Here is a 23,411-nt window from a genome sequence, read left to right as displayed (position 1 = left end):
TGCGTAAAAGTATCGTCAGAGGGATCCATGGGTGATGTATTGGAATGAACACAATGAAAAAAAGATTTATCGCAGGTGCTAGCTGTCCTAAATGTTCTCAGCAAGACACTTTGCGTTGGTGGATAGAAAATAATATTGAGCTGGTTGAGTGTGTTGAGTGCGAATATCAAGAACAACGTAAGCCTCAAACTGTGGAAAAAACGGAACATGCGAAACAAGAGATGATCGGGATTTTTAAGCCTGATTAATTGAGTTTCTGTAATTGATCCCCATAATAGCGACATAGAAAACAGTAAATCGGAGCAATAGTTTGCTCCGTTTCTTTATCTCCTTGGAGTCATTATGAATATTGAAAAAAATGTAGTTGTCAGCCTAGCTTACCAAGTCAAGCTAGAGGATGGTGTGGTTGTTGATCAATCGACAACAGAAGCGCCACTTGATTACTTGCACGGCAACAACAACCTGATCACAGGTCTTGAAACGGCTCTAGAAGGTAAGGAAGCTGGCGCTCAGTTTTCAGTGACTGTCTCGCCTGAAGAAGCGTACGGTGAGCATAATGATGCGCTTGTACAACGTGTGCCTGCCAATGTGTTCCAAGGTGTAGAGCAAATTGAAGTAGGGATGCGCTTTCTAGCTGATACTGACCAAGGTCCGATTCCAGTAGAAGTAACAGAAGTTGATGGTGATGAAGTTGTGGTGGATGGTAATCATATGCTTGCTGGCCAAACTCTTACGTTTGATGTGGAAGTGGTGTCTGTACGTGAAGCAACTGCGGAAGAAATCGAGCATGGTCATGTTCACCAAGCAGATGGTAGCTGTGGTAGTCACGATCACGGCGATGATCACGATGACTGTTGTGGCAGTGGTAGCTGCAGCTCGCACTAATTGAGCAAAGCTGCCCATTAAGGTTGTAATAAAGCGCAAGTTTAAGAGATTAACTTGCGCTTTTTGTTTGTCTAGAGAATTAACTCAATCAGCATGCAGGAGCAAGACGTGAGTAAACCATTTTCGATTGCCATTCATGGTGGTGCAGGCACCATTTTGCGCGAACAAATGAGTAAGGCGTTAAATGAAGAAATTCGCCGTGATTTAGAAAAATCAGTTCGGGCAGGCCATGAGATACTAGCTCATGGTGGTGATGCCATGGATGCGGTTGTAGCAGCGGTGAAAATACTCGAAGATTCAGAGCATTTTAATGCAGGGCGCGGCTCTGTTTTGACTCATAAAGAAATGGTAGAGATGGATGCCTCTGTCATGCATGGTAAAGACGCTAAAGTCGGCGCGGTGGCAGGTGTGCGCCATATTCGAAACCCTGTGACATTAGCTCGCGATGTCATGCAGCATAGTCCTCATGTATTACTGGTTGGCGATGGGGCTGAAGAGTTTGCTTTTGGGCATCAACATACCTTCACAGAGCAGGATTATTTCGTCACAGATCGCCGCTACGACCAATTGCAATCAATGAAAGAGAAGGGATTATTTGCGCTATCAGAGTCTAAATATCCTGATGATAGTAAACATGGTACGGTTGGCGCTGTTGCCTTCGATCAGCAAGGCAATCTTGCAGCAGCGACCAGTACCGGTGGGATCACCAATAAGCAATATGGCCGCGTAGGAGATTCGGCGATTATTGGTGCAGGCACTTATGCACAAAATGGTAATCTGGCTGTCTCTGCCACAGGCATGGGTGAATATTTTATTCGCAAAACAGTGGCCAGTGACATTGCAGCGCGAATGCGCTATCTAAAAGAAAACGTTCAGCAAGCCTGTGAAGCAGTTATCCATGGTGAATTAAAAGCCATGGGTGGAGAAGGCGGCGTCATCGCTATTGATGGCGATGGGGAAATACATTTTTCTATGAATAGCAGTGGTATGTATCGCGCCAGTATTGGCCTGGATGGGCGTTTGATGGTTAAGATTTACGCCGACGAGTAAGCCTTAAACTGAGTTTAAATTCAGAGTACACAATCGCTTAGCCACGGATGGCTTGCCCATGATTAAAAAATGACTGCAACAAATGTAATTCGGTGCTAGAATCCATTTTTAACTAGCAATCAGACTTGGAAAGATGGGAAATAACGTAGTCGTTCTGGGCACCCAATGGGGTGACGAAGGTAAAGGTAAAATCGTAGACCTTTTAACTGAAGATGCAAAATACGTGGTTCGCTACCAAGGCGGTCACAACGCAGGCCACACTCTTGTCATTGACGGTGAAAAAACCGTTCTTCACTTAATTCCATCAGGTATTCTTCGCGATAACGTCAAATGTGTTATCGGTAATGGTGTTGTACTATCACCAGAAGCACTGTTGAAAGAAATGAAACCTCTTGAAGAGCGCGGCATTCCAGTTCGTGAACGTCTTTTCGTTTCTGAAGCTTGTCCTCTAATTCTTCCTTACCATATTGCTATCGATAACGCGCGTGAAATTGCGCGTGGTAAAAAAGCAATTGGTACAACGGGTCGTGGTATCGGTCCTGCTTACGAAGACAAAGTCGCTCGTCGTGGTTTACGTGTTGGCGATCTTTTCGATAAAGAAGTCTTTGCTGAGAAACTTAAAGAAGTCATGGAATTTCATAACTTCCAGCTTGAGCATTTCTACAAAGCAGAAACGGTTAGCTATGAAGCGGTTCTTGAGCAGTGCATGGGCTATGCTGAGCTTCTCACTTCCATGGTTATGGACGTGACTGATGAGCTAGATGCAGCTCGTAAGCGCGGTGATAAGATCATGTTCGAGGGTGCTCAAGGTACGCTTTTAGATATCGACCACGGTACATACCCATATGTAACCTCATCTAACACTACTGCTGGTGGTGTAGCTGCAGGTTCTGGTTTTGGCCCTCGCCATATTGGTTACATTCTAGGTATCACTAAAGCTTACTGTACTCGTGTTGGTTCAGGTCCATTCCCAACTGAGCTATACGATGGTCAAGACAAACAAGATCCTGTAGGTAAACACTTAGGCGATGTTGGTCATGAGTTTGGTGCTACGACAGGTCGTTTGCGTCGTACTGGCTGGTTTGATGCTGTCGCTATGCGCCGCGCTATCCAAATCAACTCGTTAACCGGTATGTGCTTAACCAAGTTAGATGTTCTTGATGGTCTAAAAGAGATCAAGATCTGTACTGGTTACAAGATGAAAGATGGTACTGTTCTAGAAGTATCACCAATGGCGGCGGAATCTTTTGATGAAGCGACGCCAATCTACGAAACCATGCCTGGTTGGTCTGAAACTACCTTTGGCGCTAAGTCTCTAGAAGCGCTACCACAAGCCGCTTTGGATTACATCAAACGCATCGAAGAGCTAACGGGTGTACCCGTAGATATCATTTCTACTGGTCCAGATCGTAACGAAACCATCATCAAGGTTCATCCTTACCAAGCGTAAGTTTGCTTTGTATGAAGAGTGAGAAAAACCAGCACTAGAGTGCTGGTTTTTTTATGTCTGTTGGTTAGGCCTATACTTTAAATTAAAGGTGGCAACTTTTTGCCAGTCATCGGCAATTTTGATTAAAGACTTAGCTACCGAGGTCGATAAAGAATTCAAGATGGCGAAATGCAGGCCAATCTTGAGTTCATAAGGCGTGATATTACGCCACTGCCTTGATTAGGCAGATAAACACATTATCGAAGTCAAAGAGTGCAGACGATGAAGCTAAGAAAGTTAGCTGCTTCGATGGTATTACTGTTTGGGGCTTCTGCGGCTGTTGCCAATGAGTTTACCGATATTGGTGAACCAATACCCATTTATACCGAAGCTGAACTAATAAAACTAATTAATGAAAATAAGCATCTAGAGCAAGTTAAGGCCGATAATTGTCAGATTGTTGAAGATATCGTTGCTCGGGCGACTCGGATCAGTTTGCCCTCGTACGAGTTCTTATATGGTGACATGCTGGCATGGGGTGTTTGTGTTGAGCAAGACGTTGAGCTTGGTCTTTATTATATCGAAAACGCCGCTCATCAAGGTCTACCTGCTGCGCTAGAACAGCTTGGGCGTTATTACTCGCGGGGCACCTTGGTGCAACAAGATAAAGAACGCGCCATACCTTACCTGCGGGAAGCCGCTGCCATGGGTAACTTAAAAGCCAGAATTCACCTAGCTGAATTGTTGCTGCGAGACTATGGCAGTCCGCTAGACTACGAAGATGCTTATCGATGGCTCTACGCATCTGTCACCGCTGATCAGCGTACCCACAAACGGATCTCGATTTTGCGCCAAGGGCTAGAACGCCGCATGCCGCAAAATATTATTGCCAGAGCGAAGAAACGCGAGACCTCTTGGTAAAGTCCAGTTATATCTCATCCTGACTGCACTCAGGTTTGGCTCAGATAAAAATCACCCGTTCGGGTGATTTTTTCATTAATGGTTTTGCTATCTACCATAGTAAATTTGCCCAAAAGCTCGGCCTACCCACCTTAAACAATGAAAATAGCCTAACAATTTGGCATTTTGACCTAACACTTCTGTAGCTTAGTAATTGAGTCGGATATACTAGCTTTAAATACCTTCCTTGTAGAATTAGGCCTGCCTATGTCAGAACACACCCCAAACGACCCTTTTGCTGAACGCGAATCCGAGAAATACGACAATCCTGTCCCCAGTCGTGAGTTTATTCTTGAGTTTCTTGAGCAAGCGGGTGTGCCGCTCAATCGCAATGACTTGTTTGAAGCCCTGCATTTAAAGGGTGAGGAGCAGTATGAAGGCTTACGTCGCAGATTAAGAGCGATGGAAAGAGATGGTCAGCTAGTGTTTACCCGTCGTCAGTGTTATGCCGTACCTGAAAAGCTGGAGATGATTAAAGGTTATGTCATTGGCCACAAAGATGGTCATGGCTGGGTGCGTCCCGAAGGCAGTATAGGCAAAGAAGGGGATGTGTTACTGCCTCATCATCAAATGAAAAACCTGCTTCATGGTGATTTTGTTTTGGTGCAACCAACACAAAACTCGAAAAAAGGTAAAAAAGAAGGCCGTTTGGTGCGGATGCTGGAAGAAAGGCAAGGACAAATCGTTGGTCGCTTCTTTATGGAGTATGGATATTCTTATGTTGTGCCAGATGATTCAAGGCTAAGCCAAGATATTCTTATTCCTAATGATCTGCGCGCTGGAGCGAGAATGGGTAATGTGGTGGTGATTGAAATTACCGACCGCGATTCTCGTACGCGCGGTATGATGGGCAAAGTGGTGGAAGTGTTGGGCGAGAACATGGCGCCAGGTATGGAAACGCAAATTGCCATTCGTACTCACCAAATCCCTCATGAATGGCCTGAAGAAGTCGATGCTCAAATCGAGGGCTTAGGTGAAGAGGTGCCCGAAGAAGCCAAACAAGGGCGGGTTGATTTGCGCGAATTGCCTTTAGTAACAATCGATGGTGAAGATGCACGAGATTTTGATGATGCCGTTTACTGTGAGGCGAAAAAAAGTGGCGGTTGGCGTCTTTGGGTCGCGATCGCTGATGTCAGCTATTACGTGCGTCCAGATTCTGCGCTAGACAAAGAAGCCATTAATCGTGGTAACTCAGTGTATTTCCCTTCTCAAGTTGTGCCCATGTTGCCAGAAGTGCTGTCTAATGGTCTTTGCTCGCTCAACCCTCAGGTGGATCGCCTGTGTATGGTGTGTGAGATGACAGTCTCTGAATCGGGTAAGTTATCAGGTTATACGCATTATGAAGCTGTGATGAATTCACATGCGCGCCTGACGTATAATAAGGTACATCATATTCTTGAAGGTGATGAAGAGTTGCGCCAGCGCTATGAGCCTTTGGTGCCTCACCTTGAAGAGCTGCACAAGATGTATAAGGTGCTTAAACGTGCGCGCGATCATCGTGGTGCAATCGAATTTGAAACGGTTGAAACCAAATTTATCTTTAATGCTGAGCGCAAGATAGACAGTATCGAGCCTGTAGTGCGAAATGATGCGCATAAAATCATTGAAGAATGTATGATTTTGGCCAACATTGCCTCGGCATCTTTAGTTGAAAAAGCCAAGGAGCCTGCCTTATACCGGATCCACGAATCGCCCGGAGAAGAGCGTTTAATGGGATTTCGTGACTTTTTAAGTGAACTTGGTCTGGATCTGAAAGGCGGTCTTGAGCCTTCACCAACTGATTATGCAGATTTGGTGCGCCAAATTGGTGAGCGTCAAGATAAAGAGCTTATTCAAACCATGTTGCTGCGTTCGATGAAGCAAGCCGTCTACAATGCCGATAATTGTGGTCACTTTGGTTTAGCGCTTAAGCGTTATGCGCACTTTACCTCGCCGATTCGTCGTTATCCCGATCTCTTGTTGCATCGCGCGATCAAATACCTTATAGCCAAAGAAAATGGCACTCTGAAAGATCGCTGGACGCCAACTGGTGGTTATCATTATTCGTTCGATGATATGGATTTTTACGGTGAGCAGTGCTCAATGACAGAGCGCCGCGCGGATGATGCAACCCGAGAGGTAGCGGATTGGCTCAAATGTGAGTACATGCAAGATCATGTGGGTGAAGAGTTAGACGGTGTTATTGCTAATGTCACCGGATTTGGCTTCTTTGTTCGTTTGACCGAGCTGCATATTGATGGTTTGGTGCATATTTCAACGCTTGCCAATGATTACTACCAATTTGATCCAATAGGTCAAAGGCTTATTGGTGAGAGCTTTGGTGCGATTTATCGTCTTGGCGATGCGGTTAAAGTGAAAGTACTGTCAGTCAATCTAGATGATAGACAAATAGACTTTGAATTAGTCGAAACAAGTCGTAAGCTACGCGGCAAAGGAAAAACGGCGAAGAAGCGTGCAGCAGAAGCGCAGCAAAAGGCCAAAGCGAAAAAAAATGCCGCGGCAAACGGCAGACGCAGTGTAGGAAAAGCCAAACCTTTGGTTGAAGCAACTAAGCGACCAGATGACGGTGAGCATCAAGGTAAAGGCAAAAAAGCGTCGAAGAAGCCTGCTAATCAGGCAGGTAAGAAAAAGCCACGTAAAAAAGCCAAGAAGGCACGGGCGAAGAAACACTAATCGGATAAGTTAATGAGTAATGAATTTATTTACGGCATTCATGCGGTAAAAGCAGTATTGGAAAAAGAACCAGAGCGTTTTGTTGAAGCCTTTGTGCTAAAAGGCCGTCAAGATGACCGCCTGATGCCGATTATCAATCAATTGCAAACGTGCGGAGTGTCAATTCAGCAAATGGCGCGTAAAACACTTGATGACAAAGCGCGTGGCGCGAATCATCAGGGTATTATGGCTAAGGTAAAGCCGGCCAAGCAGCTCAATGAGCATGACTTGGACGACATTATTGCCAAACAAGATGCGCCATTATTATTGGTTTTGGACGGTGTGACGGACCCACACAATCTTGGTGCGTGCCTACGTAACGCTGATGCAGCAGGGGTTGCTGCTGTGATTGTACCAAAAGATAAGTCGGCCAATATTAACGCTACCGTGAGTAAAGTTGCCTGCGGCGCAGCGGAAACTGTGCCGCTTGTTCGCGTCACCAATCTAGCGCGCACTATGCGCACCTTACAAGAACAGGGGATTTGGTTTGTGGGCACTGCTGGCGAAGCCAAGCATGATATCTATCAAGCTAAGTTGACAGGTCCACTGGCCATTGTAATGGGCGCTGAAGGTGATGGTATGCGCCGCTTAACTCGTGAAACTTGCGATGATTTAATCAAAATTCCTATGGCAGGTAGCGTGTCTAGTTTGAATGTTTCCGTCGCTTCAGGGGTTTGTCTATTTGAAGCGGTGCGTCAACGACTAGCCCAATAACCTAGTCTTTGTCACACGACTTAAGCGCAGACGGGTTAGCCAGTCTGCGCTTTGTTTTTATTAGTAGATTAAAGCGAATGACTTATGGCTGGGTAATGCGTTTATTTTTCAAACAGTGCTTGCATGTCAAAGCGTGATCTGTATAATGCAGCGCACTGGTTAAGCCAGTTGTGAACCAATGAGTAACGAGGAGCTGAATTATCTATAAGATTTTTCAGGTAATGTAAACTCAGCTTATGTTCGCAGTTAATACAATTAGCTATCTTTTCTTCGGAAAAACTATCCCCAGAGGTGACTCTGGCATGTAGGGATAGTTAATCGAAAATTAACTGACAATGCGTCCTAATCTTGGATGCTACGGTTTCACATAAATCAATCGGCATTCTCTCGGCTATTCGAGTATGAGTGGCGATATTGTTTGTGTAATTTTTAATTTTGGAGCTCTGTCTCATGCAGAACCAACGTATCCGTATCCGCCTAAAAGCTTTCGATTACAAACTAATCGACGCTTCTACAGCGGAAATCGTTGAAACAGCTAAGCGCACTGGCGCACAGGTTCGTGGTCCAATCCCACTACCTACTCGTAAAGAGCGTTTCACAGTTCTTATCTCTCCACACGTTAACAAAGATGCTCGTGATCACTACGAAATCCGTACTCACAAACGTCTAATCGACATTGTTGAGCCAACAGACAAAACTGTTGATGCTCTAATGCGTCTAGACCTTGCTGCGGGCGTTGACGTACAAATTAGCCTAGGTTAAGGGAGATTAGAAGAATGATTGGTCTAATCGGTCGTAAAGTGGGCATGACCCGCGTATTTACTGAAGAAGGCGTTTCTATCCCAGTAACTGTTGTTGAAGTTGAAGCTAACCGTGTTTCTCAAGTTCGTACACTTGAAACAGACGGCTACGCAGCAATTCAGGTAACGACTGGTGCTAAGAAAGCTAACCGTGTTACTAAGCCAGAAGCAGGTCACTTTGCTAAAGCAGGTGTTGAAGCTGGTCGCGGTCTTTGGGAATTCCGTTTGGAAAACGGTGAAGAGTTCGAAGTTGGTGCAGAACTAACGGTTGAGCTATTCAACGAAACTAAGAAAGTAGACGTTACTGGTACTTCTAAAGGTAAAGGCTTCCAAGGCGCTGTTAAGCGTTGGAACTTCTCTACTCAAGATATGACTCACGGTAACTCATTGTCTCACCGTGCTCCTGGTTCTATCGGTCAATGTCAGACTCCAGGTCGCGTATTTAAAGGCAAGAAAATGGCAGGTCACATGGGTGCTGAGCGTGTAACGACTCAAAACCTAGAGATCGTACGTGTTGACGCTGAGCGCAACCTGCTTCTTATTAAAGGTGCAGTCCCTGGCGCAACTGGCGGTAACGTGATCGTTAAACCAGCTGTTAAAGCATAACGTCTCAGGAGTAAGTAATGGAACTAATGGTTAAAGGTGCTGATGCACTAACTGTTTCCGAAACTACTTTCGGACGTGAGTTTAACGAAGCTCTTGTACACCAAGTAGTTGTTGCGTACGCAGCAGGTGCTCGTCAAGGTACTCGTGCTCAAAAAACACGTTCAGAAGTTGCTGGCGGTGGCGCTAAGCCATGGCGTCAAAAAGGTACTGGCCGTGCACGTGCTGGTACAATCCGTAGCCCAATCTGGCGTACAGGTGGTGTTACTTTTGCTGCGAAACCACAAGATCACAGCCAAAAAGTTAACAAGAAAATGTACCGTGGTGCTATGAAGAGCATTCTTTCTGAGCTTGTTCGTCAAGAGCGTCTAATCGTTGTTGATAACTTCTCAGTAGAAGCGCCAAAGACAAAAGAGCTTGTCGCTAAGCTGAAAGAGCTTGAGCTAACTGATGCGCTTATCGTGACTAGCGAAGTAGATGAGAATCTATTCCTAGCTGCTCGTAACCTATACAAAGTTGATGCACGTGATGCAGCTGGTATTGATCCAGTTTCACTAATCGCGTTCGACAAAGTTGTAATGACTGCAGAAGCAGTTAAGCAAGTTGAGGAGATGCTAGCATGATCACTGAAGAGCGTATCCTAAAAGTTCTACGTGCTCCACACATCTCTGAAAAAGCAACTATGGCTGCTGAGAAAGCGAACACTATCGTTTTCAAAGTTGCTAAAGATGCAACTAAAAAAGAGATCAAAGCAGCTGTAGAAAAGCTATTTGAAGTTGAAGTTAAGTCTGTAAATACTCTTATCACTAAGGGTAAGACCAAACGTCAAGGTCTACGCCAAGGTCGCCGCAGCGACGTTAAAAAAGCGTACGTTACTTTGAAAGAAGGTCAAGATCTTGACTTTGTTGGCGGCGCGGAATAACAGGAGTAGTTGAGAAATGGCTATTGTTAAATGTAAGCCGACTTCCCCTGGTCGTCGTCACGTTGTTAAAGTTGTTAACGCTGACCTACACAAGGGTAAGCCATACGCACCTCTTCTAGAGAAAAACTCTAAGAATGGTGGTCGTAACAACAACGGTCGTATTACAGTACGTCACATCGGCGGTGGTCACAAACACCATTACCGTGTAATTGACTTTAAACGTACTAAAGACGGTATCCCAGCGAAAGTTGAGCGTCTAGAATACGATCCAAACCGTAGCGCTAACATCGCTCTAGTTCTGTACGCAGACGGTGAGCGTCGTTACATCCTAGCACCTAAAGGTGTTCAAGCTGGTGATGCTATCCAGTCTGGTGCAGACGCGCCAATCAAAGCTGGTAACGCACTTCCAATGCGTAACATCCCAGTAGGTTCAACGGTTCATAACGTTGAACTTAAGCCTGGTAAAGGTGGTCAGCTAGCTCGTTCGGCGGGTGCATATGCTCAAATCGTTGCTCGCGACGGTGCATACGTAACTCTTCGTCTACGTTCTGGCGAAATGCGCAAAGTACTTTCTGAAGGCCGTGCAACAATCGGTGAAGTTGGTAACTCTGAGCACATGCTACGTGAACTTGGTAAAGCTGGTGCTAACCGCTGGCGCGGTGTTCGTCCAACCGTTCGTGGTGTTGTGATGAACCCAGTAGACCACCCACACGGTGGTGGTGAAGGCCGTACTTCTGGTGGTCGTCATCCAGTATCACCATGGGGTCAGCCAACTAAAGGCTTCAAGACTCGTAAGAACAAACGCACTGACAAGTACATCGTACGTCGTCGTAACAAGTAATCTATATAAAGAGGAATCGCCATGCCACGTTCTCTCAAGAAAGGTCCATTTATCGACCTACACTTGCTGAAGAAGGTAGAGAAAGCGGTGGAAAGCGGAGACAAAAAGCCTATTAAGACTTGGTCCCGTCGTTCAATGATCATCCCTACGATGATCGGTTTGACCATCGCTGTCCATAATGGTCGTCAGCACGTACCAGTATTCGTAACCGACGAAATGATCGGTCACAAGCTGGGCGAATTTGCACCAACTCGTACTTACCGCGGCCACGTCGTGGATAAGAAAGCTAAGAAGCGTTAAGGAGTAGATGATGGAAGCACTAGCTAAACATAACTTTGCTCGCATTTCGCCTCAGAAAGCTCGCTTAGTTGCGGATCAAATCCGTGGTAAATCAGTTGACCAAGCTCTAGAAATCTTAACTTTCAGCAACAAAAAAGCTGCTGACTTAGTAAAGAAAGTTCTTGAGTCAGCTATCGCGAACGCGGAGCACAACGAAGGTGCAGATATTGACGACCTAAGTGTCGCAAAGATCTTCGTAGATGAAGGCCCTATCATGAAGCGTATTATGCCTCGTGCTAAAGGTCGTGCGGATCGTATCTTGAAGCGTTCAAGCCACATCACTGTTGTTGTTGCAGACGCTTGAGACTAGGAGAGTAAGCAATGGGTCAGAAAGTACATCCAAATGGTATTCGTCTTGGCATCGTTAAGCCTTGGAATGCTACATGGTTTGCTAACACCAAAGAATTCGCTGACAACCTAGACGGCGACTTCAAGGTACGTCAGTTCCTTTCAAACGAACTGAAAAAAGCGTCTCTATCACGCATCGTTATCGAGCGTCCTGCTAAGAGCATCCGTGTGACTATTCACACTGCTCGTCCAGGCGTTGTAATCGGTAAGAAAGGTGAAGACGTTGAGAAGCTACGCGCAGCTGTAGCTAAAATTGCAGGTGTACCAGCGCAAATTAACATCGCTGAAGTACGTAAGCCTGAACTAGATGCACAACTTGTTGGTGACAGCATCGCGTCTCAGCTAGAGCGTCGTGTTATGTTCCGTCGCGCTATGAAGCGTGCGGTACAAAACGCTATGCGTCTAGGTGCTAAAGGTATCAAAGTAGAAGTAAGTGGTCGTCTAGGCGGCGCTGAAATTGCACGTTCAGAGTGGTACCGTGAAGGTCGTGTACCTCTACACACTCTACGTGCTGACATTGATTACGCAACTTCTTCGGCTCACACTCAATACGGTGTGATCGGCATTAAAGTTTGGATCTTCAAAGGTGAGATCCTAGGCGGAATGCCAGCAGCTAACGCTGTAGAGCCTAAAGGCGGCAAGCCTAAGAAGCAGCGCAAAGGCCGTAAGTAAGGAGTCGACAGATGCTACAACCTAAACGTACTAAGTTCCGTAAGGTTCAGACAGGTCGTAACCGTGGTCTAGCTAAAGGTACTGAAGTAAGCTTCGGCGAATTCGGTCTTAAAGCAACTGGCCGTGGTCGTCTAACTGCTCGTCAGATCGAAGCGGCACGTCGTGCAATGACACGTCACGTTAAGCGTCAAGGTAAAATCTGGATCCGTGTGTTCCCAGACAAGCCTATCACAGAAAAACCACTAGAAGTTCGTCAGGGTAAGGGTAAAGGTAACGTTGAGTACTGGGTAGCCCAAATCCAACCTGGAAAGGTAATGTACGAAATGGGTGGTGTACCTGAAGAATTGGCACGTGAAGCGTTCCGCCTAGCGGCTCGTAAACTGCCTTTCAAGACTACATTTGTAACTAAGCAGGTGATGTGATGAAAGCACAAGATCTACGCGAAAAGAGCGTTGAAGAGCTTAACTCTGAGTTACTAGAGTTGCTACGCGAACAGTTCAACCTGCGCATGCAGGCGGCAACTGGTCAGCTACAGCAAACTCACACTCTGAAAGCTGTACGCCGTGATATCGCACGTGTGAAAACTGTTTTGACTGAGAAGGCAGGCGCATAATGAGCGAAGTAAAACGTACTCAACAAGGTCGTGTTGTTAGCGACAAGATGGACAAGTCTATCACTGTTGCTATCGAGCGCATGGTTAAACACCCAATTTACGGCAAGTTCGTAAAGCGCACGACTAAAGTACACGCACATGACGAAAACAACGAGTGTGGCCTAGGCGACACAGTTGAAATCGCAGAGTGTCGTCCTCTGTCTAAGACTAAGTCTTGGGCATTGGTAAAAGTCGTAGAAAAAGCGAAGATTTAATTTCGTTGATTCTATGAAAAAAGCGGCTCCAAAAAATATTTTGGGGCCGTTTATTTTTTGACTACCCAATTACATAAAAGGGTGGTACAATTCGCGTCCCTTTTAAAGAGGCAGCCCGACCCGTGAGGGTCTAGTTTTTTTTATATTTAGCGGAGCACTAACATGATCCAAATGCAAAGTATGCTGGACGCAGCTGATAACTCAGGCGCACGCAGCGTAATGTGTATTAAGGTTCTGGGTGGCTCTCATCGCCGTTATGCACACATCGGTGACGTTATCAAAGTTACTGTTAAGGAAGCAATTCCTCGCGGTAAAGTTAAAAAAGGTGACGTTCTGAAGGCGGTGGTAGTTCGCACCCGTAAAGGCGTACGTCGTCCTGACGGTTCTGTCATTCGCTTCGACCGAAATGCTTGCGTATTGTTAAACGATAACACTGAGCAACCAATCGGTACACGTATCTTTGGTCCTGTGACACGCGAACTTCGTGGCGATAAGTTCATGAAGATCGTTTCACTGGCTCCAGAAGTTCTGTAAGGAGCACGTAGAAATGGCAGCTAAAATCCGTCGTAATGACGAAGTAATCGTTCTTGCTGGAAAAGATAAAGGCAAGAAAGGTAAAGTAACTAAGGTTCTAGCAACTGGTAAAGTTTTCGTTGAAGGCATTAACCTTGTTAAGAAGCATCAGAAACCTGTACCTGCAATGAATATCCAAGGTGGTATTGTTGAGCAGGAAGCAGCTATCGATGTATCTAACGTGGCTATTTTCAACGCAGCTACTGGTAAAGCTGACCGTATCGGTTTCCGTTTTGAAGACGGCAAGAAAGTTCGTTTCTTCAAGTCTAACGGCGAAACCGTTTCTAACTAATAGAGTAATTTGGAGTTCTACTATGGCGAAACTGCATGATTACTACAAGTCGTCTGTAGTCGCTGAACTGACCAAACAGTTTAGCTACACAAGCGTCATGCAAGTCCCTAGAATCGAGAAAATCACCCTAAACATGGGTGTTGGTGAAGCAATCAACGATAAGAAACTGCTAGAAAATGCAGCGTCTGATATGGCAACGATCTCTGGTCAGAAGCCACTTATCACAAAAGCGCGCAAATCTGTTGCAGGTTTCAAAATCCGCGAAGGCTACCCTATCGGTTGTAAAGTAACCTTGCGTGGCGAACGTATGTGGGATTTTCTTGAGCGTCTTATTTCGATCGCTCTTCCACGTGTACGTGACTTCCGTGGCGTTAGCGCTAAGTCTTTTGACGGACGCGGTAACTACAGCATGGGCGTTCGCGAGCAAATCATCTTCCCGGAAATCGACTTTGATAAAGTTGATCGAGTACGCGGTCTAGACATCACTATTACGACGTCTGCTGGTACTGATGAGGAAGGCCGTGCTCTGCTGGCTGCCTTTAACTTCCCATTCCGTAAGTAAGGTGAAGGGTTACTGTTATGGCTAAAAATTCAATGAAAGCACGTGAAGTAAAACGTGCGAAGCTAGTAGCTAAGTACGCTGAGAAGCGTGCAGCGCTTAAAGCTATCATTAGCGATGTAAACGCATCTGAAGAAGATCGTTGGAACGCAGTTCTTAAATTGCAAACTCTTCCACGTGATTCAAGTGCATCACGTCAGCGCAACCGTTGTAACCAAACTGGTCGTCCACACGGTTACCTACGTAAGTTCGGTCTAAGCCGTATCAAAGTTCGTGAAGCTTGCATGAAAGGCGAGATTCCTGGACTTCGTAAGGCTAGCTGGTAATTGCCACTTAATCATTTGGAGTAAATCATATGAGCATGCAAGATCCGATTTCGGATATGCTGACCCGCGTTCGTAACGGTCAGGCAGCAAACAAAGTTGCTGTTAAAATGCCTTCTTCAAAGCTTAAAGTTGCAATTGCTGCACTACTAAAAGCTGAAGGTTACATCACTGATTTCGCTGTTGAAGGCGAAGTAAAACCTGAGCTAGAAGTTACTCTTAAGTACTTCCAAGCTAAACCAGTAATCGAGCAACTTAAGCGTGTTTCTCGTCCAGGTCTACGTGTTTACAAGAAGAAAGATGATCTTCCTTCTGTAATGGGCGGTCTTGGTGTTGCTATCGTTTCAACTTCCAAGGGTCTGATGTCAGACCGTGCTGCACGTAAAGCAGGTCTTGGCGGTGAAATCATCTGCTACGTAGCGTAATAGGAGTAGAATATGTCTCGTGTTGCTAAGGCACCTGTCGCTATTCCAGCTGGCGTAGAGGTGAAACTAAACGGCCAAGAAATCACTGTAAAAAGTGCAAAGGGCGAACTATCACGCGTTCTTAACGATGCAGTTGTAGTTGCTCAGGAAGAAAACAACCTAACTTTCGGTCCTAAAGAAGGTGTTGTTAATGCATGGGCTCAAGCAGGTACTGCTCGCGCTCTAGTAAACAACATGGTTGTTGGTGTTACTGAAGGCTTTACTAAGAAGCTAACTCTTAAAGGTGTTGGTTACCGTGCTGCTATTAAAGGCAAAGCTGTATCTCTAACACTAGGCTTCTCACACCCTGTTGAGCACGAGTTGCCAGAGGGTATTAAAGCTGAATGTCCTAGCCAAACTGAAATTGTTATCTCTGGTTGCGATAAGCAGCTAGTAGGTCAAGTTGCGGCTGACATTCGTTCTTACCGTGAGCCTGAGCCTTATAAAGGTAAAGGTGTTCGTTACGCAGATGAAAATGTGCGTACTAAAGAAGCTAAGAAGAAGTAAGGTAACACTATGGATAAGAAAGCATCTCGCATCCGTCGTGCTACACGCGCACGTCGTAAGATTGCAGAACTGGGTGCAACTCGCCTAGTAGTACACCGTACTCCTCGTCACGTGTACGCTCAGGTTATCGCATCAAACGGCTCTGAGGTTATCGCAGCAGCTTCTACTGTAGAAAAAGCGATCCGTGAGCAAGTGAAGAACACTGGTAACATCGATGCAGCTAAAGCAGTAGGTAAAGCTGTTGCTGAGCGCGCGCTAGAAAAAGGCGTAGCGTCAGTTGCATTTGATCGTTCTGGTTTCCAATACCACGGTCGAGTAGCGGCGCTAGCAGAATCTGCTCGCGAAGCTGGTCTGAAATTCTAAGGTAGGGTTGGAAGATGGCTAAAGAACAACAAGTTCAAGCGAATGATTTGCAAGAAAAGCTAATCGCAGTTAACCGTGTATCAAAAACGGTTAAAGGTGGTCGAATCATGAGCTTTACTGCACTAACTGTAGTTGGTGACGGTAACGGTCGCGTAGGTTTCGGTTACGGCAAAGCTCGTGAAGTACCTGCAGCGATTCAAAAAGCAATGGAAAAAGCGCGTCGTAATATGACTACTATCGCGCTTAACGAAGGCACACTTTTCCACCCGGTAAAAGGTCGCCACTCGGGCTCTAAAGTTTACATGCAGCCAGCTGCAGAAGGTACGGGTGTAATCGCAGGTGGTGCGATGCGTGCAGTACTAGAAGTAGCAGGTGTACATAACGTACTATCTAAAGCATACGGTTCTACGAACCCTATCAACATCGTTCGTGCTACGATCGATGCACTAGATAGCATGAAGTCGCCAGAAATGGTTGCTGCTAAACGTGGTCTAACTGTTGAATCTATTTCGGAGTAAGAACACCATGGCAACTATTAAAGTTACTCAAACTAAAAGCTCAATCGGTCGTCTACCTAAGCACAAATTGTGTTTAAAGGGTCTAGGCCTTCGTAAAATCAACCATACTGTAGAACTTGAAGATACTCCGTGTGTACGCGGAATGATCAACAAGGTTTTCTACATGGTTAAAGTTGAGGAGTAATCAGAATGCGTTTGAATACTCTATCACCGGCTGCGGGTTCTAAGCCTTCTGCGAAGCGCGTAGGTCGTGGTATCGGTTCTGGCCTTGGTAAAACCGGTGGTCGTGGCCACAAAGGTCAAAAGTCACGTTCTGGCGGCAGTGTTCGTCCAGGCTTCGAAGGCGGTCAAATGCCTTTGAAACAACGTCTACCTAAGTTCGGCTTCACTTCTCGTAAGAGCTTAGTGTCTGCTGAAGTTCGTCTAGCTGAGCTAGCGAAAGTAACAGGTGACGTCGTTGACCTAAACAGCCTTAAAGCTGCTAACGTCATCACTAAGAACATCGAATTTGTTAAAGTTGTTCTTTCTGGTGAAATTAACAAAGCAGTGACTGTTAAAGGTCTACGTGTGACTAAAGGCGCTAAAGCTGCTATCGAAGCTGCTGGCGGTAAAATCGAGGAATAATCTCGAGGAACGAGGTACAGATGGCTAAGAAACCAGGACAAGATTTTCGTAGTGCTCAGAGCGGCTTAAGTGAACTAAAGTCGCGCTTGTTATTCGTAATTGGTGCACTTTTAGTATTCCGAGCCGGCTCTTTTGTGCCGATTCCTGGTATTGACGCTGCTGTACTTGCCGATTTGTTCGAACAGCAAAAAGGTACCATCGTTGAAATGTTTAACATGTTCTCCGGTGGTGCTCTTGAGCGTGCATCTATATTAGCGTTGGGCATCATGCCGTATATTTCGGCATCGATTGTTGTCCAACTGCTAACCGTAGTTCACCCTGCGTTAGCTGAACTCAAGAAAGAGGGTGAAGCAGGCCGTCGTAAGATAAGGCAATATACGCGCTACGGCACGCTTGTACTTGCAACATTCCAAGCTATTGGTATTGCAACAGGCTTACCAAACATGGTCGATAATCTGGTTGTTATCAACCAAACCATGTTTACGCTAATTGCTACCGTAAGTTTAGTAACTGGTACCATGTTCTTGATGTGGTTAGGTGAACAAATTACAGAGCGTGGAATCGGTAACGGTATATCGTTACTTATATTTGCAGGTATTGTTGCTGGATTGCCTTCTGCAATCGGTCAAACAATCGAGCAAGCGCGTCAAGGTGAATTGCATGTACTTCTTCTGCTGTTGATTGTTGTACTTGCTTTTGCAGTGATCTACTTCGTTGTTTTCATGGAGCGTGGTCAACGTCGAATCGTCGTTAACTATGCGAAACGTCAACAAGGTCGTAAGGTCTTTGCTGCACAAAGCACACACTTGCCACTTAAAATTAATATGGCAGGTGTTATTCCAGCAATCTTTGCATCTAGTATTATACTGTTTCCAGGAACACTGGCGCAGTGGTTTGGTCAAAATGGTGAGAGCAGCACGCTTGGTTGGTTAACTGACGTGTCTTTGGCTCTTAGCCCAGGTCAGCCTTTATATGTAATGCTATATGCAGCGGCGATTATTTTCTTCTGTTTCTTCTACACGGCGTTGGTATTCAACCCTAGAGAAACAGCAGATAACCTGAAGAAGTCTGGTGCATTCGTACCCGGCATCCGCCCAGGTGAGCAGACAGCTAAATATATAGATAAAGTGATGACGCGTTTAACCCTAGCGGGTGCGTTATACATTACCTTTATCTGTCTGATTCCAGAGTTCATGATGGTCGCGTGGAACGTACGTTTCTACTTCGGCGGAACATCACTACTGATTGTAGTAGTGGTTATTATGGACTTTATGGCACAGGTACAGACTCATCTGATGTCTCAACAGTATGATTCTGTGTTGAAAAAGGCAAACCTGAAAGGCTACGGCCGATAAATCGGGTTTTAATTGCGGAGTTTAGCAATGAAAGTTCGTGCTTCCGTTAAAAAAATCTGCCGTAACTGTAAAGTTATCAAGCGTAACGGTGTCGTTCGCGTGATTTGCAGTGAGCCAAAGCACAAACAGCGCCAAGGCTAATAAGCAGAAATTTTTACTTGAAATATAAGGTAGCGTTGAGTATATTGCTCGGCCTACCTTTTGCGTGCAAAAGAAGTAGTATCCCGCAGCGTATCCATAACGGGCTTTGCTGCGGCTAATTCTTTTATAGAAACACTTAGGAGTGAATAATGGCCCGTATAGCAGGCATTAACATTCCTGATCAAAAGCATGCTGTAATCGCACTAACAGCGATCTACGGTATCGGTAAAACTCGTTCTCAAGCTATTCTAGCTGAGGTGGGTATTTCTGAGCATGTTAAGATCAGTGAACTAACTGAAGAGCAGATCGATCAACTGCGTGATGGTGTAGCTAAGTACACTGTAGAAGGTGATCTACGTCGTGAAGTATCCATGAACATCAAGCGTCTAATGGACCTTGGCTGTTACCGTGGTCTTCGTCATCGTCGCAGTCTACCACTACGTGGACAGCGTACTAAAACCAACGCTCGCACCCGTAAGGGTCCGCGTAAGCCGATCAAGAAATAATCGGGAAGGTAGAGTACAATGGCTAAACAACCAACTCGCGCTCGTAAGCGCGTACGCAAGCAAGTTGCAGATGGCGTTGCGCACATCCATGCGTCTTTCAACAACACAATCGTAACTATTACTGACCGTCAAGGTAATGCTCTAGCATGGGCTACTGCAGGTGGTTCAGGTTTCCGTGGTTCTCGTAAATCTACTCCGTTCGCGGCACAGGTAGCTGCTGAGCGTTGTGCTGAAATGGCGAAAGAATACGGACTAAAGAACTTGGAAGTTATGGTTAAGGGTCCAGGTCCAGGTCGTGAATCTACTGTTCGCGCACTGAACGCTGCTGGTTTCCGCATCACAAACATCGTTGATGCTACACCAATCCCTCATAACGGTTGTCGTCCACCTAAGAAACGTCGTGTATAACGTTTTTTAGATTACTGGAGAAAGATCATGGCAAGATATTTGGGTCCTAAGCTGAAGCTTAGCCGTCGTGAAGGCACTGACTTATTCCTTAAGTCTGGTGTTCGCGCGATCGATACCAAGTGTAAAATTGATAACGCACCAGGTGTACACGGCGCTCGTCGCGGTCGTCTATCTGAGTATGGCGTTCAGCTTCGTGAGAAGCAAAAAGTACGTCGTATGTACGGCGTTCTAGAAAAACAATTCCGTAACTACTACAAAGAAGCAGCGCGCCTTAAAGGCAACACTGGTGAAAACCTACTTCAGCTTCTTGAAGGTCGTCTTGATAACGTAGTTTACCGCATGGGCTTTGGCGCAACTCGCGCAGAAGCACGTCAGCTAGTTAGCCATAAAGCTATCCTAGTTAACGGTAAAGTTGTAAACGTTCCTTCTTTCAAAGTTGCGGCTAATGACGTTGTTACTATCCGTGAGAAAGCAAAACAGCAGTCTCGCATCAAAGCAGCTCTAGAAGTTGCTGAACAACGCGAAAAACCAACTTGGATTGAAGTAGATGGTGGTAAGATGGAAGGTACGTTTAAGCGTCTGCCTGAACGTTCAGATCTATCTGCTGACATCAACGAACAACTGATCGTCGAGCTTTACTCTAAGTAAGGTTTAAACTAAAGAGAGGACACAATGCAGGGTTCTGTAACAGAATTTCTTAAGCCACGTCTTGTTGACATCGAACAAGTTAGCACGACACACGCAAAAGTAACTCTTGAGCCATTGGAGCGTGGCTTTGGTCACACTCTAGGTAATGCACTTCGCCGTATTCTTCTATCTTCTATGCCAGGTTGTGCTGTGACAGAAGTAGAGATTGAAGGCGTTCTACACGAATACAGCACTAAAGAAGGTGTTCAGGAAGATATTCTTGAAATTCTTCTAAACCTAAAAGGTTTGGCTGTGCGCGTTGCCGAAGGCAAAGATGAAGTGTTTATTACGCTGAACAAATCAGGCTCGGGCCCTGTGGTTGCAGGTGACATCACCCATGATGGTGATGTAGAGATCACTAACCCAGAACACGTTATCTGTCATTTGACAGATGCTAATGCCGAGATCGCAATGCGTATCAAGGTAGAACGTGGTCGTGGTTACGTTCCAGCTTCAGCTCGTATCCATACTGAAGAAGATGAGCGTCCAATTGGTCGCCTACTGGTTGACGCTACGTACAGCCCAGTAGACAAAATTGCTTATTCTGTAGAAGCAGCTCGTGTAGAGCAGCGTACAGACTTAGACAAGCTTGTCATCGATATGGAAACGAACGGTACTCTAGACCCAGAGGAAGCAATCCGTCGTGCAGCTACTATTCTAGCTGAGCAATTGGATGCCTTCGTAGATCTACGTGATGTACGAGTTCCTGAGGAGAAAGAAGAGAAGCCAGAATTCGATCCGATCCTACTGCGTCCTGTAGACGATCTTGAACTAACAGTTCGCTCTGCTAACTGTCTGAAAGCAGAAGCGATTCACTACATCGGTGATCTTGTACAGCGCACTGAGGTTGAGCTACTTAAAACGCCTAACCTTGGTAAAAAATCTCTTACAGAGATCAAAGACGTACTTGCATCACGTGGTCTGTCTCTAGGTATGCGCCTAGAAAACTGGCCACCAGCGTCTATCGCTGAAGATTAATCGATACTAGTTAGAAGGATTAGGTCATGCGCCATCGTAAGAGTGGTCGTCAACTCAACCGCAACAGCTCACATCGCAAAGCGATGTTCAGCAACATGGCTAGCTCTCTAGTACGTCATGAAGTTATCAAGACTACTTTGCCAAAAGCAAAAGAGCTACGTCGCGTCGTTGAGCCTTTGATTACACTAGCTAAGACTGACAGCGTTGCTAACCGTCGTCTAGCATTTGCACGTACTCGTGACAACGAAGTAGTTGCAAAACTATTTAACGAACTAGGTCCACGTTTTGCTGCTCGTCAGGGCGGTTACACTCGTATCCTAAAAGCTGGTTTCCGTGCTGGTGATAAAGCTCCAATGGCTTACATTGAGCTTGTAGATCGCCCAGCTGCTGAAGAAGCTGCTGAGTAATCAGTTCGTAGTAACGAAAAAGCCGAGCAAATGCTCGGCTTTTTTGTATCTGGAATAATTTAGGCATAAAGAAGGCGGCTATAAAGCCGCCTTCTTTATTGAGTCATATTGGCTATTACAAAATATCCAGTAGCTCAACTTCAAAGACTAGTGCTGCAAACGGAGGGATAGATGCGCCAGCACCACGCTCACCATAAGCAAGATCTTGAGGGATGTAGAGTTTCCACTTTGAGCCAACAGGCATTAGTTGAAGAGCTTCAACCCAGCCTTTGATTACACCAGTTACTGGGAACTCGGCTGGTTGACCGCGAGAAACAGAGCTGTCAAATACAGTACCGTCAGTTAACTCCCCATGGTAGTGAACACGAACTTGCTTGTCTGAAGTTGGGATTTCACCTGTACCTTCAGTTAGGATTTCGTATTGTAGACCTGACTCAAGAACTGTGATTTCTGGACGAAGAGCATTGTCTTTTAGGAAAGCTTCACCATCAGCAGCGGCAGCTTTAGCAGCTTCTTGGCGAGCAGACTCAGCGCGCTGATGCATGTCTTGAAGTGCAGAGTTAATGTCGTCAATTTCAATCGTTGGCATATCACCAACCAGTGCAGTAGCGATACCCGCTGCGATAGCGTCAACGCTAAGACCTTCCAGACCAGAGCCTGCGAGTTGCTGGCCCATTTGCAGACCAATACCGTAACTGGCTTTTTGCTCTACTGTTTCAAATTTAACTTCAGACATGATGTCTCTCTATGTTTAGTGTATTTAAGGCGCACAGGATACCAGTAATGAGAGTCGGATGAAATGGTGCTAGAGTTTGAGGACAATAATGCACTTAATGTGGGAGTTAAGTCTGATTTTTTTGCCTCAAATAGCAATTTTGACCTCTACATTACCTAACAGATTCAAAATCCCTATACTAGAGTGCGCTTCGTTTTTATACTTATAGACGTGGACCTTAGGGAGAGCACGCTTAATGAACCGTAGAAAGAAAAAGCCTAAACAGGTCGATTATATAGAGCTAATTCAACAAAAGATCGCGCAAATTGATTGGAAAGCTATGGTTCGCTATATCAAAGATCTGTGGTGGATACTGCCAAAACTTCATCGACGAGTGTTAATCATACTCGTCCCGCTTTTTCTCCTGTTACTTGTGCTCCCTGCGCCACAAGCCACCCCAGATTCAGAGCAAAATAGTGCTCCCTCTGAATCAAAGCAGCGTGTTTCGGTTAACATTAATACTACAGGGTTGAGCCAGCAGCGTTCTGACGAGCAGCAAAGCTTAAAGTCTGAGGTATGGCAGGAATATACCGTAGAAAAGGGCGACACCCTTGCTCAAGTTTTTCGCAATAATGATTTGGCCATGTCTGATCTCAATGCTCTCGTTAGAGTTGAAGGAAGTGATAGGCCTTTAAGCCGGATAAAAGCAGGGCAGTTAGTGCGCTTTAAACTCGCTGAAGATGGTAAACTTGATATTCTTCAACTAGAGAAAAGCTCAAAATCTGTCATGTTCTTCCGCTTATCTGATGGTGCCTTTGGTCGCAGCAAATAAGATAGTTTTGCTTGTGT

At 45.6% G+C, this 23,411-nt stretch carries 37 protein-coding genes; 36 read left to right on the top strand and 1 reads right to left on the bottom strand.

Annotated features, from left to right (window positions below; translation table 11 throughout):
* Positions 1-53 precede the first annotated feature (53 nt).
* The 35 genes from AAFM34_RS06055 to rplQ all read left to right on the top strand — a co-directional run bounded on the left by AAFM34_RS06055 (position 54) and on the right by rplQ (position 21,847).
* Entirely contained in the window at positions 54-248 is a 195-nt protein-coding gene (locus tag AAFM34_RS06055) for a YheV family putative zinc ribbon protein (protein ID WP_114787377.1), read from the top strand.
* A gap of 94 nt (positions 249-342) precedes the next feature.
* Positions 343-885, top strand: a complete 543-nt coding sequence (gene slyD / locus AAFM34_RS06050; RefSeq protein WP_341660982.1) for a peptidylprolyl isomerase — start codon at positions 343-345, stop codon at positions 883-885.
* Between the two features lie 108 nt (positions 886-993).
* Positions 994-1,935 carry an isoaspartyl peptidase/L-asparaginase gene (locus tag AAFM34_RS06045; RefSeq protein ID WP_341660980.1) on the top strand — a complete coding sequence of 314 codons (942 nt, stop codon included), beginning with the start codon at positions 994-996 and terminating at the stop codon, positions 1,933-1,935.
* A 133-nt stretch (positions 1,936-2,068) separates the two neighbouring features.
* Positions 2,069-3,385: an adenylosuccinate synthase gene (locus AAFM34_RS06040; RefSeq protein ID WP_341660978.1), complete on the top strand. Its 1,317-nt coding sequence runs from the start codon at positions 2,069-2,071 to the stop codon at positions 3,383-3,385.
* A gap of 261 nt (positions 3,386-3,646) precedes the next feature.
* On the top strand, positions 3,647-4,285 hold the full coding sequence (locus tag AAFM34_RS06035) for a tetratricopeptide repeat protein (RefSeq protein ID WP_341660976.1): 639 nt from the start codon (positions 3,647-3,649) through the stop codon (positions 4,283-4,285).
* A gap of 246 nt (positions 4,286-4,531) precedes the next feature.
* Entirely contained in the window at positions 4,532-6,997 is a 2,466-nt protein-coding gene (gene rnr, locus AAFM34_RS06030) for a ribonuclease R (RefSeq protein WP_341660975.1), read from the top strand.
* Positions 6,998-7,009: 12 nt separating this feature from the next.
* A complete protein-coding gene (gene rlmB, locus AAFM34_RS06025; RefSeq protein ID WP_341660973.1) occupies positions 7,010-7,750 on the top strand; it encodes a 23S rRNA (guanosine(2251)-2'-O)-methyltransferase RlmB in 741 nt (246 codons plus the stop codon).
* A gap of 450 nt (positions 7,751-8,200) precedes the next feature.
* Positions 8,201-8,512 (top strand): 30S ribosomal protein S10, encoded by a 312-nt coding sequence (rpsJ, locus tag AAFM34_RS06020; RefSeq protein ID WP_341660971.1) that lies wholly within the window; start codon positions 8,201-8,203, stop codon positions 8,510-8,512.
* 14 nt (positions 8,513-8,526) lie between these two features.
* A complete protein-coding gene (rplC, locus tag AAFM34_RS06015; RefSeq protein ID WP_152431378.1) occupies positions 8,527-9,156 on the top strand; it encodes a 50S ribosomal protein L3 in 630 nt (209 codons plus the stop codon).
* A 17-nt stretch (positions 9,157-9,173) separates the two neighbouring features.
* Positions 9,174-9,776, top strand: a complete 603-nt coding sequence (gene rplD / locus AAFM34_RS06010) for a 50S ribosomal protein L4 (RefSeq protein WP_152431377.1) — start codon at positions 9,174-9,176, stop codon at positions 9,774-9,776.
* Positions 9,773-10,075, top strand: coding sequence for a 50S ribosomal protein L23 (gene rplW, locus AAFM34_RS06005; RefSeq protein WP_004398471.1), 303 nt, complete (start codon positions 9,773-9,775; stop codon positions 10,073-10,075). The genes rplD and rplW overlap by 4 nt, the downstream gene beginning before the upstream one ends.
* A 16-nt stretch (positions 10,076-10,091) precedes the next feature.
* The gene (gene rplB / locus AAFM34_RS06000) at positions 10,092-10,916 is read left to right on the top strand and encodes a 50S ribosomal protein L2 (protein ID WP_160932163.1); all 825 of its coding nucleotides are present in this window, start codon (positions 10,092-10,094) and stop codon (positions 10,914-10,916) included.
* 21 nt (positions 10,917-10,937) lie between these two features.
* The gene (gene rpsS, locus AAFM34_RS05995) at positions 10,938-11,216 is read left to right on the top strand and encodes a 30S ribosomal protein S19 (protein ID WP_042485188.1); all 279 of its coding nucleotides are present in this window, start codon (positions 10,938-10,940) and stop codon (positions 11,214-11,216) included.
* A gap of 10 nt (positions 11,217-11,226) precedes the next feature.
* The gene (gene rplV, locus AAFM34_RS05990) at positions 11,227-11,559 is read left to right on the top strand and encodes a 50S ribosomal protein L22 (protein WP_114787362.1); all 333 of its coding nucleotides are present in this window, start codon (positions 11,227-11,229) and stop codon (positions 11,557-11,559) included.
* A 17-nt stretch (positions 11,560-11,576) separates the two neighbouring features.
* Positions 11,577-12,275, top strand: a complete 699-nt coding sequence (rpsC, locus tag AAFM34_RS05985) for a 30S ribosomal protein S3 (protein WP_341660965.1) — start codon at positions 11,577-11,579, stop codon at positions 12,273-12,275.
* A gap of 11 nt (positions 12,276-12,286) precedes the next feature.
* Entirely contained in the window at positions 12,287-12,697 is a 411-nt protein-coding gene (rplP, locus tag AAFM34_RS05980; RefSeq protein WP_008072330.1) for a 50S ribosomal protein L16, read from the top strand.
* Positions 12,697-12,888: a 50S ribosomal protein L29 gene (gene rpmC, locus AAFM34_RS05975; RefSeq protein WP_114787359.1), complete on the top strand. Its 192-nt coding sequence runs from the start codon at positions 12,697-12,699 to the stop codon at positions 12,886-12,888. Before rplP ends, rpmC begins: the two co-directional genes overlap by 1 nt.
* A complete protein-coding gene (gene rpsQ, locus AAFM34_RS05970) occupies positions 12,888-13,142 on the top strand; it encodes a 30S ribosomal protein S17 (RefSeq protein ID WP_152431376.1) in 255 nt (84 codons plus the stop codon). The genes rpmC and rpsQ overlap by 1 nt, the downstream gene beginning before the upstream one ends.
* Before the next feature lie 162 nt (positions 13,143-13,304).
* Positions 13,305-13,676 carry a 50S ribosomal protein L14 gene (rplN, locus tag AAFM34_RS05965; protein ID WP_004410450.1) on the top strand — a complete coding sequence of 124 codons (372 nt, stop codon included), beginning with the start codon at positions 13,305-13,307 and terminating at the stop codon, positions 13,674-13,676.
* 13 nt (positions 13,677-13,689) lie between these two features.
* Positions 13,690-14,007, top strand: a complete 318-nt coding sequence (gene rplX, locus AAFM34_RS05960; RefSeq protein WP_114787357.1) for a 50S ribosomal protein L24 — start codon at positions 13,690-13,692, stop codon at positions 14,005-14,007.
* A 22-nt stretch (positions 14,008-14,029) separates the two neighbouring features.
* Positions 14,030-14,569 (top strand): 50S ribosomal protein L5, encoded by a 540-nt coding sequence (gene rplE, locus AAFM34_RS05955; RefSeq protein WP_114787356.1) that lies wholly within the window; start codon positions 14,030-14,032, stop codon positions 14,567-14,569.
* 17 nt (positions 14,570-14,586) lie between these two features.
* A complete protein-coding gene (gene rpsN, locus AAFM34_RS05950) occupies positions 14,587-14,892 on the top strand; it encodes a 30S ribosomal protein S14 (RefSeq protein WP_114787355.1) in 306 nt (101 codons plus the stop codon).
* Positions 14,893-14,921: 29 nt separating this feature from the next.
* Positions 14,922-15,314: a 30S ribosomal protein S8 gene (gene rpsH, locus AAFM34_RS05945; RefSeq protein WP_152431375.1), complete on the top strand. Its 393-nt coding sequence runs from the start codon at positions 14,922-14,924 to the stop codon at positions 15,312-15,314.
* 12 nt (positions 15,315-15,326) lie between these two features.
* Positions 15,327-15,860 (top strand): 50S ribosomal protein L6, encoded by a 534-nt coding sequence (rplF, locus tag AAFM34_RS05940; RefSeq protein ID WP_160932167.1) that lies wholly within the window; start codon positions 15,327-15,329, stop codon positions 15,858-15,860.
* Between the two features lie 9 nt (positions 15,861-15,869).
* Positions 15,870-16,223: a 50S ribosomal protein L18 gene (rplR, locus tag AAFM34_RS05935; protein ID WP_114787352.1), complete on the top strand. Its 354-nt coding sequence runs from the start codon at positions 15,870-15,872 to the stop codon at positions 16,221-16,223.
* Between the two features lie 14 nt (positions 16,224-16,237).
* On the top strand, positions 16,238-16,741 hold the full coding sequence (gene rpsE / locus AAFM34_RS05930; protein ID WP_114787351.1) for a 30S ribosomal protein S5: 504 nt from the start codon (positions 16,238-16,240) through the stop codon (positions 16,739-16,741).
* A 7-nt stretch (positions 16,742-16,748) separates the two neighbouring features.
* Positions 16,749-16,925 carry a 50S ribosomal protein L30 gene (rpmD, locus tag AAFM34_RS05925; protein ID WP_114787350.1) on the top strand — a complete coding sequence of 59 codons (177 nt, stop codon included), beginning with the start codon at positions 16,749-16,751 and terminating at the stop codon, positions 16,923-16,925.
* Positions 16,926-16,930: 5 nt separating this feature from the next.
* Entirely contained in the window at positions 16,931-17,365 is a 435-nt protein-coding gene (rplO, locus tag AAFM34_RS05920) for a 50S ribosomal protein L15 (RefSeq protein ID WP_006963206.1), read from the top strand.
* 20 nt (positions 17,366-17,385) lie between these two features.
* Positions 17,386-18,720: a preprotein translocase subunit SecY gene (gene secY / locus AAFM34_RS05915; protein ID WP_341660954.1), complete on the top strand. Its 1,335-nt coding sequence runs from the start codon at positions 17,386-17,388 to the stop codon at positions 18,718-18,720.
* A 27-nt stretch (positions 18,721-18,747) separates the two neighbouring features.
* A complete protein-coding gene (gene rpmJ / locus AAFM34_RS05910; protein ID WP_000868186.1) occupies positions 18,748-18,861 on the top strand; it encodes a 50S ribosomal protein L36 in 114 nt (37 codons plus the stop codon).
* A gap of 149 nt (positions 18,862-19,010) precedes the next feature.
* Complete coding sequence (gene rpsM, locus AAFM34_RS05905) at positions 19,011-19,367, top strand: 30S ribosomal protein S13 (RefSeq protein WP_341660952.1); 357 nt, start codon at positions 19,011-19,013, stop codon at positions 19,365-19,367.
* Between the two features lie 18 nt (positions 19,368-19,385).
* On the top strand, positions 19,386-19,775 hold the full coding sequence (rpsK, locus tag AAFM34_RS05900) for a 30S ribosomal protein S11 (protein ID WP_001118870.1): 390 nt from the start codon (positions 19,386-19,388) through the stop codon (positions 19,773-19,775).
* 27 nt (positions 19,776-19,802) lie between these two features.
* The gene (gene rpsD, locus AAFM34_RS05895) at positions 19,803-20,423 is read left to right on the top strand and encodes a 30S ribosomal protein S4 (RefSeq protein WP_114787348.1); all 621 of its coding nucleotides are present in this window, start codon (positions 19,803-19,805) and stop codon (positions 20,421-20,423) included.
* Between the two features lie 24 nt (positions 20,424-20,447).
* On the top strand, positions 20,448-21,440 hold the full coding sequence (rpoA, locus tag AAFM34_RS05890) for a DNA-directed RNA polymerase subunit alpha (protein ID WP_114787347.1): 993 nt from the start codon (positions 20,448-20,450) through the stop codon (positions 21,438-21,440).
* Between the two features lie 26 nt (positions 21,441-21,466).
* Positions 21,467-21,847 carry a 50S ribosomal protein L17 gene (gene rplQ, locus AAFM34_RS05885; RefSeq protein WP_005383141.1) on the top strand — a complete coding sequence of 127 codons (381 nt, stop codon included), beginning with the start codon at positions 21,467-21,469 and terminating at the stop codon, positions 21,845-21,847.
* A gap of 115 nt (positions 21,848-21,962) precedes the next feature.
* Here the strand turns inward: rplQ and AAFM34_RS05880 are convergent, their stop codons facing one another.
* Positions 21,963-22,583: an FKBP-type peptidyl-prolyl cis-trans isomerase gene (locus tag AAFM34_RS05880; RefSeq protein ID WP_341660949.1), complete on the bottom strand. Its 621-nt coding sequence runs from the start codon at positions 22,581-22,583 to the stop codon at positions 21,963-21,965.
* 235 nt (positions 22,584-22,818) lie between these two features.
* On the opposite strand from AAFM34_RS05880, the gene AAFM34_RS05875 reads away from it, so the two are divergent.
* Positions 22,819-23,394: a LysM-like peptidoglycan-binding domain-containing protein gene (locus AAFM34_RS05875; protein ID WP_341660947.1), complete on the top strand. Its 576-nt coding sequence runs from the start codon at positions 22,819-22,821 to the stop codon at positions 23,392-23,394.
* Positions 23,395-23,411 lie beyond the last annotated feature (17 nt).

It is taken from the genome of Vibrio sp. (assembly GCF_038138445.1).
Taxonomy (GTDB): domain Bacteria; phylum Pseudomonadota; class Gammaproteobacteria; order Enterobacterales; family Vibrionaceae; genus Vibrio.
This window is presented reverse-complemented; position numbering and strand designations above follow the sequence as displayed.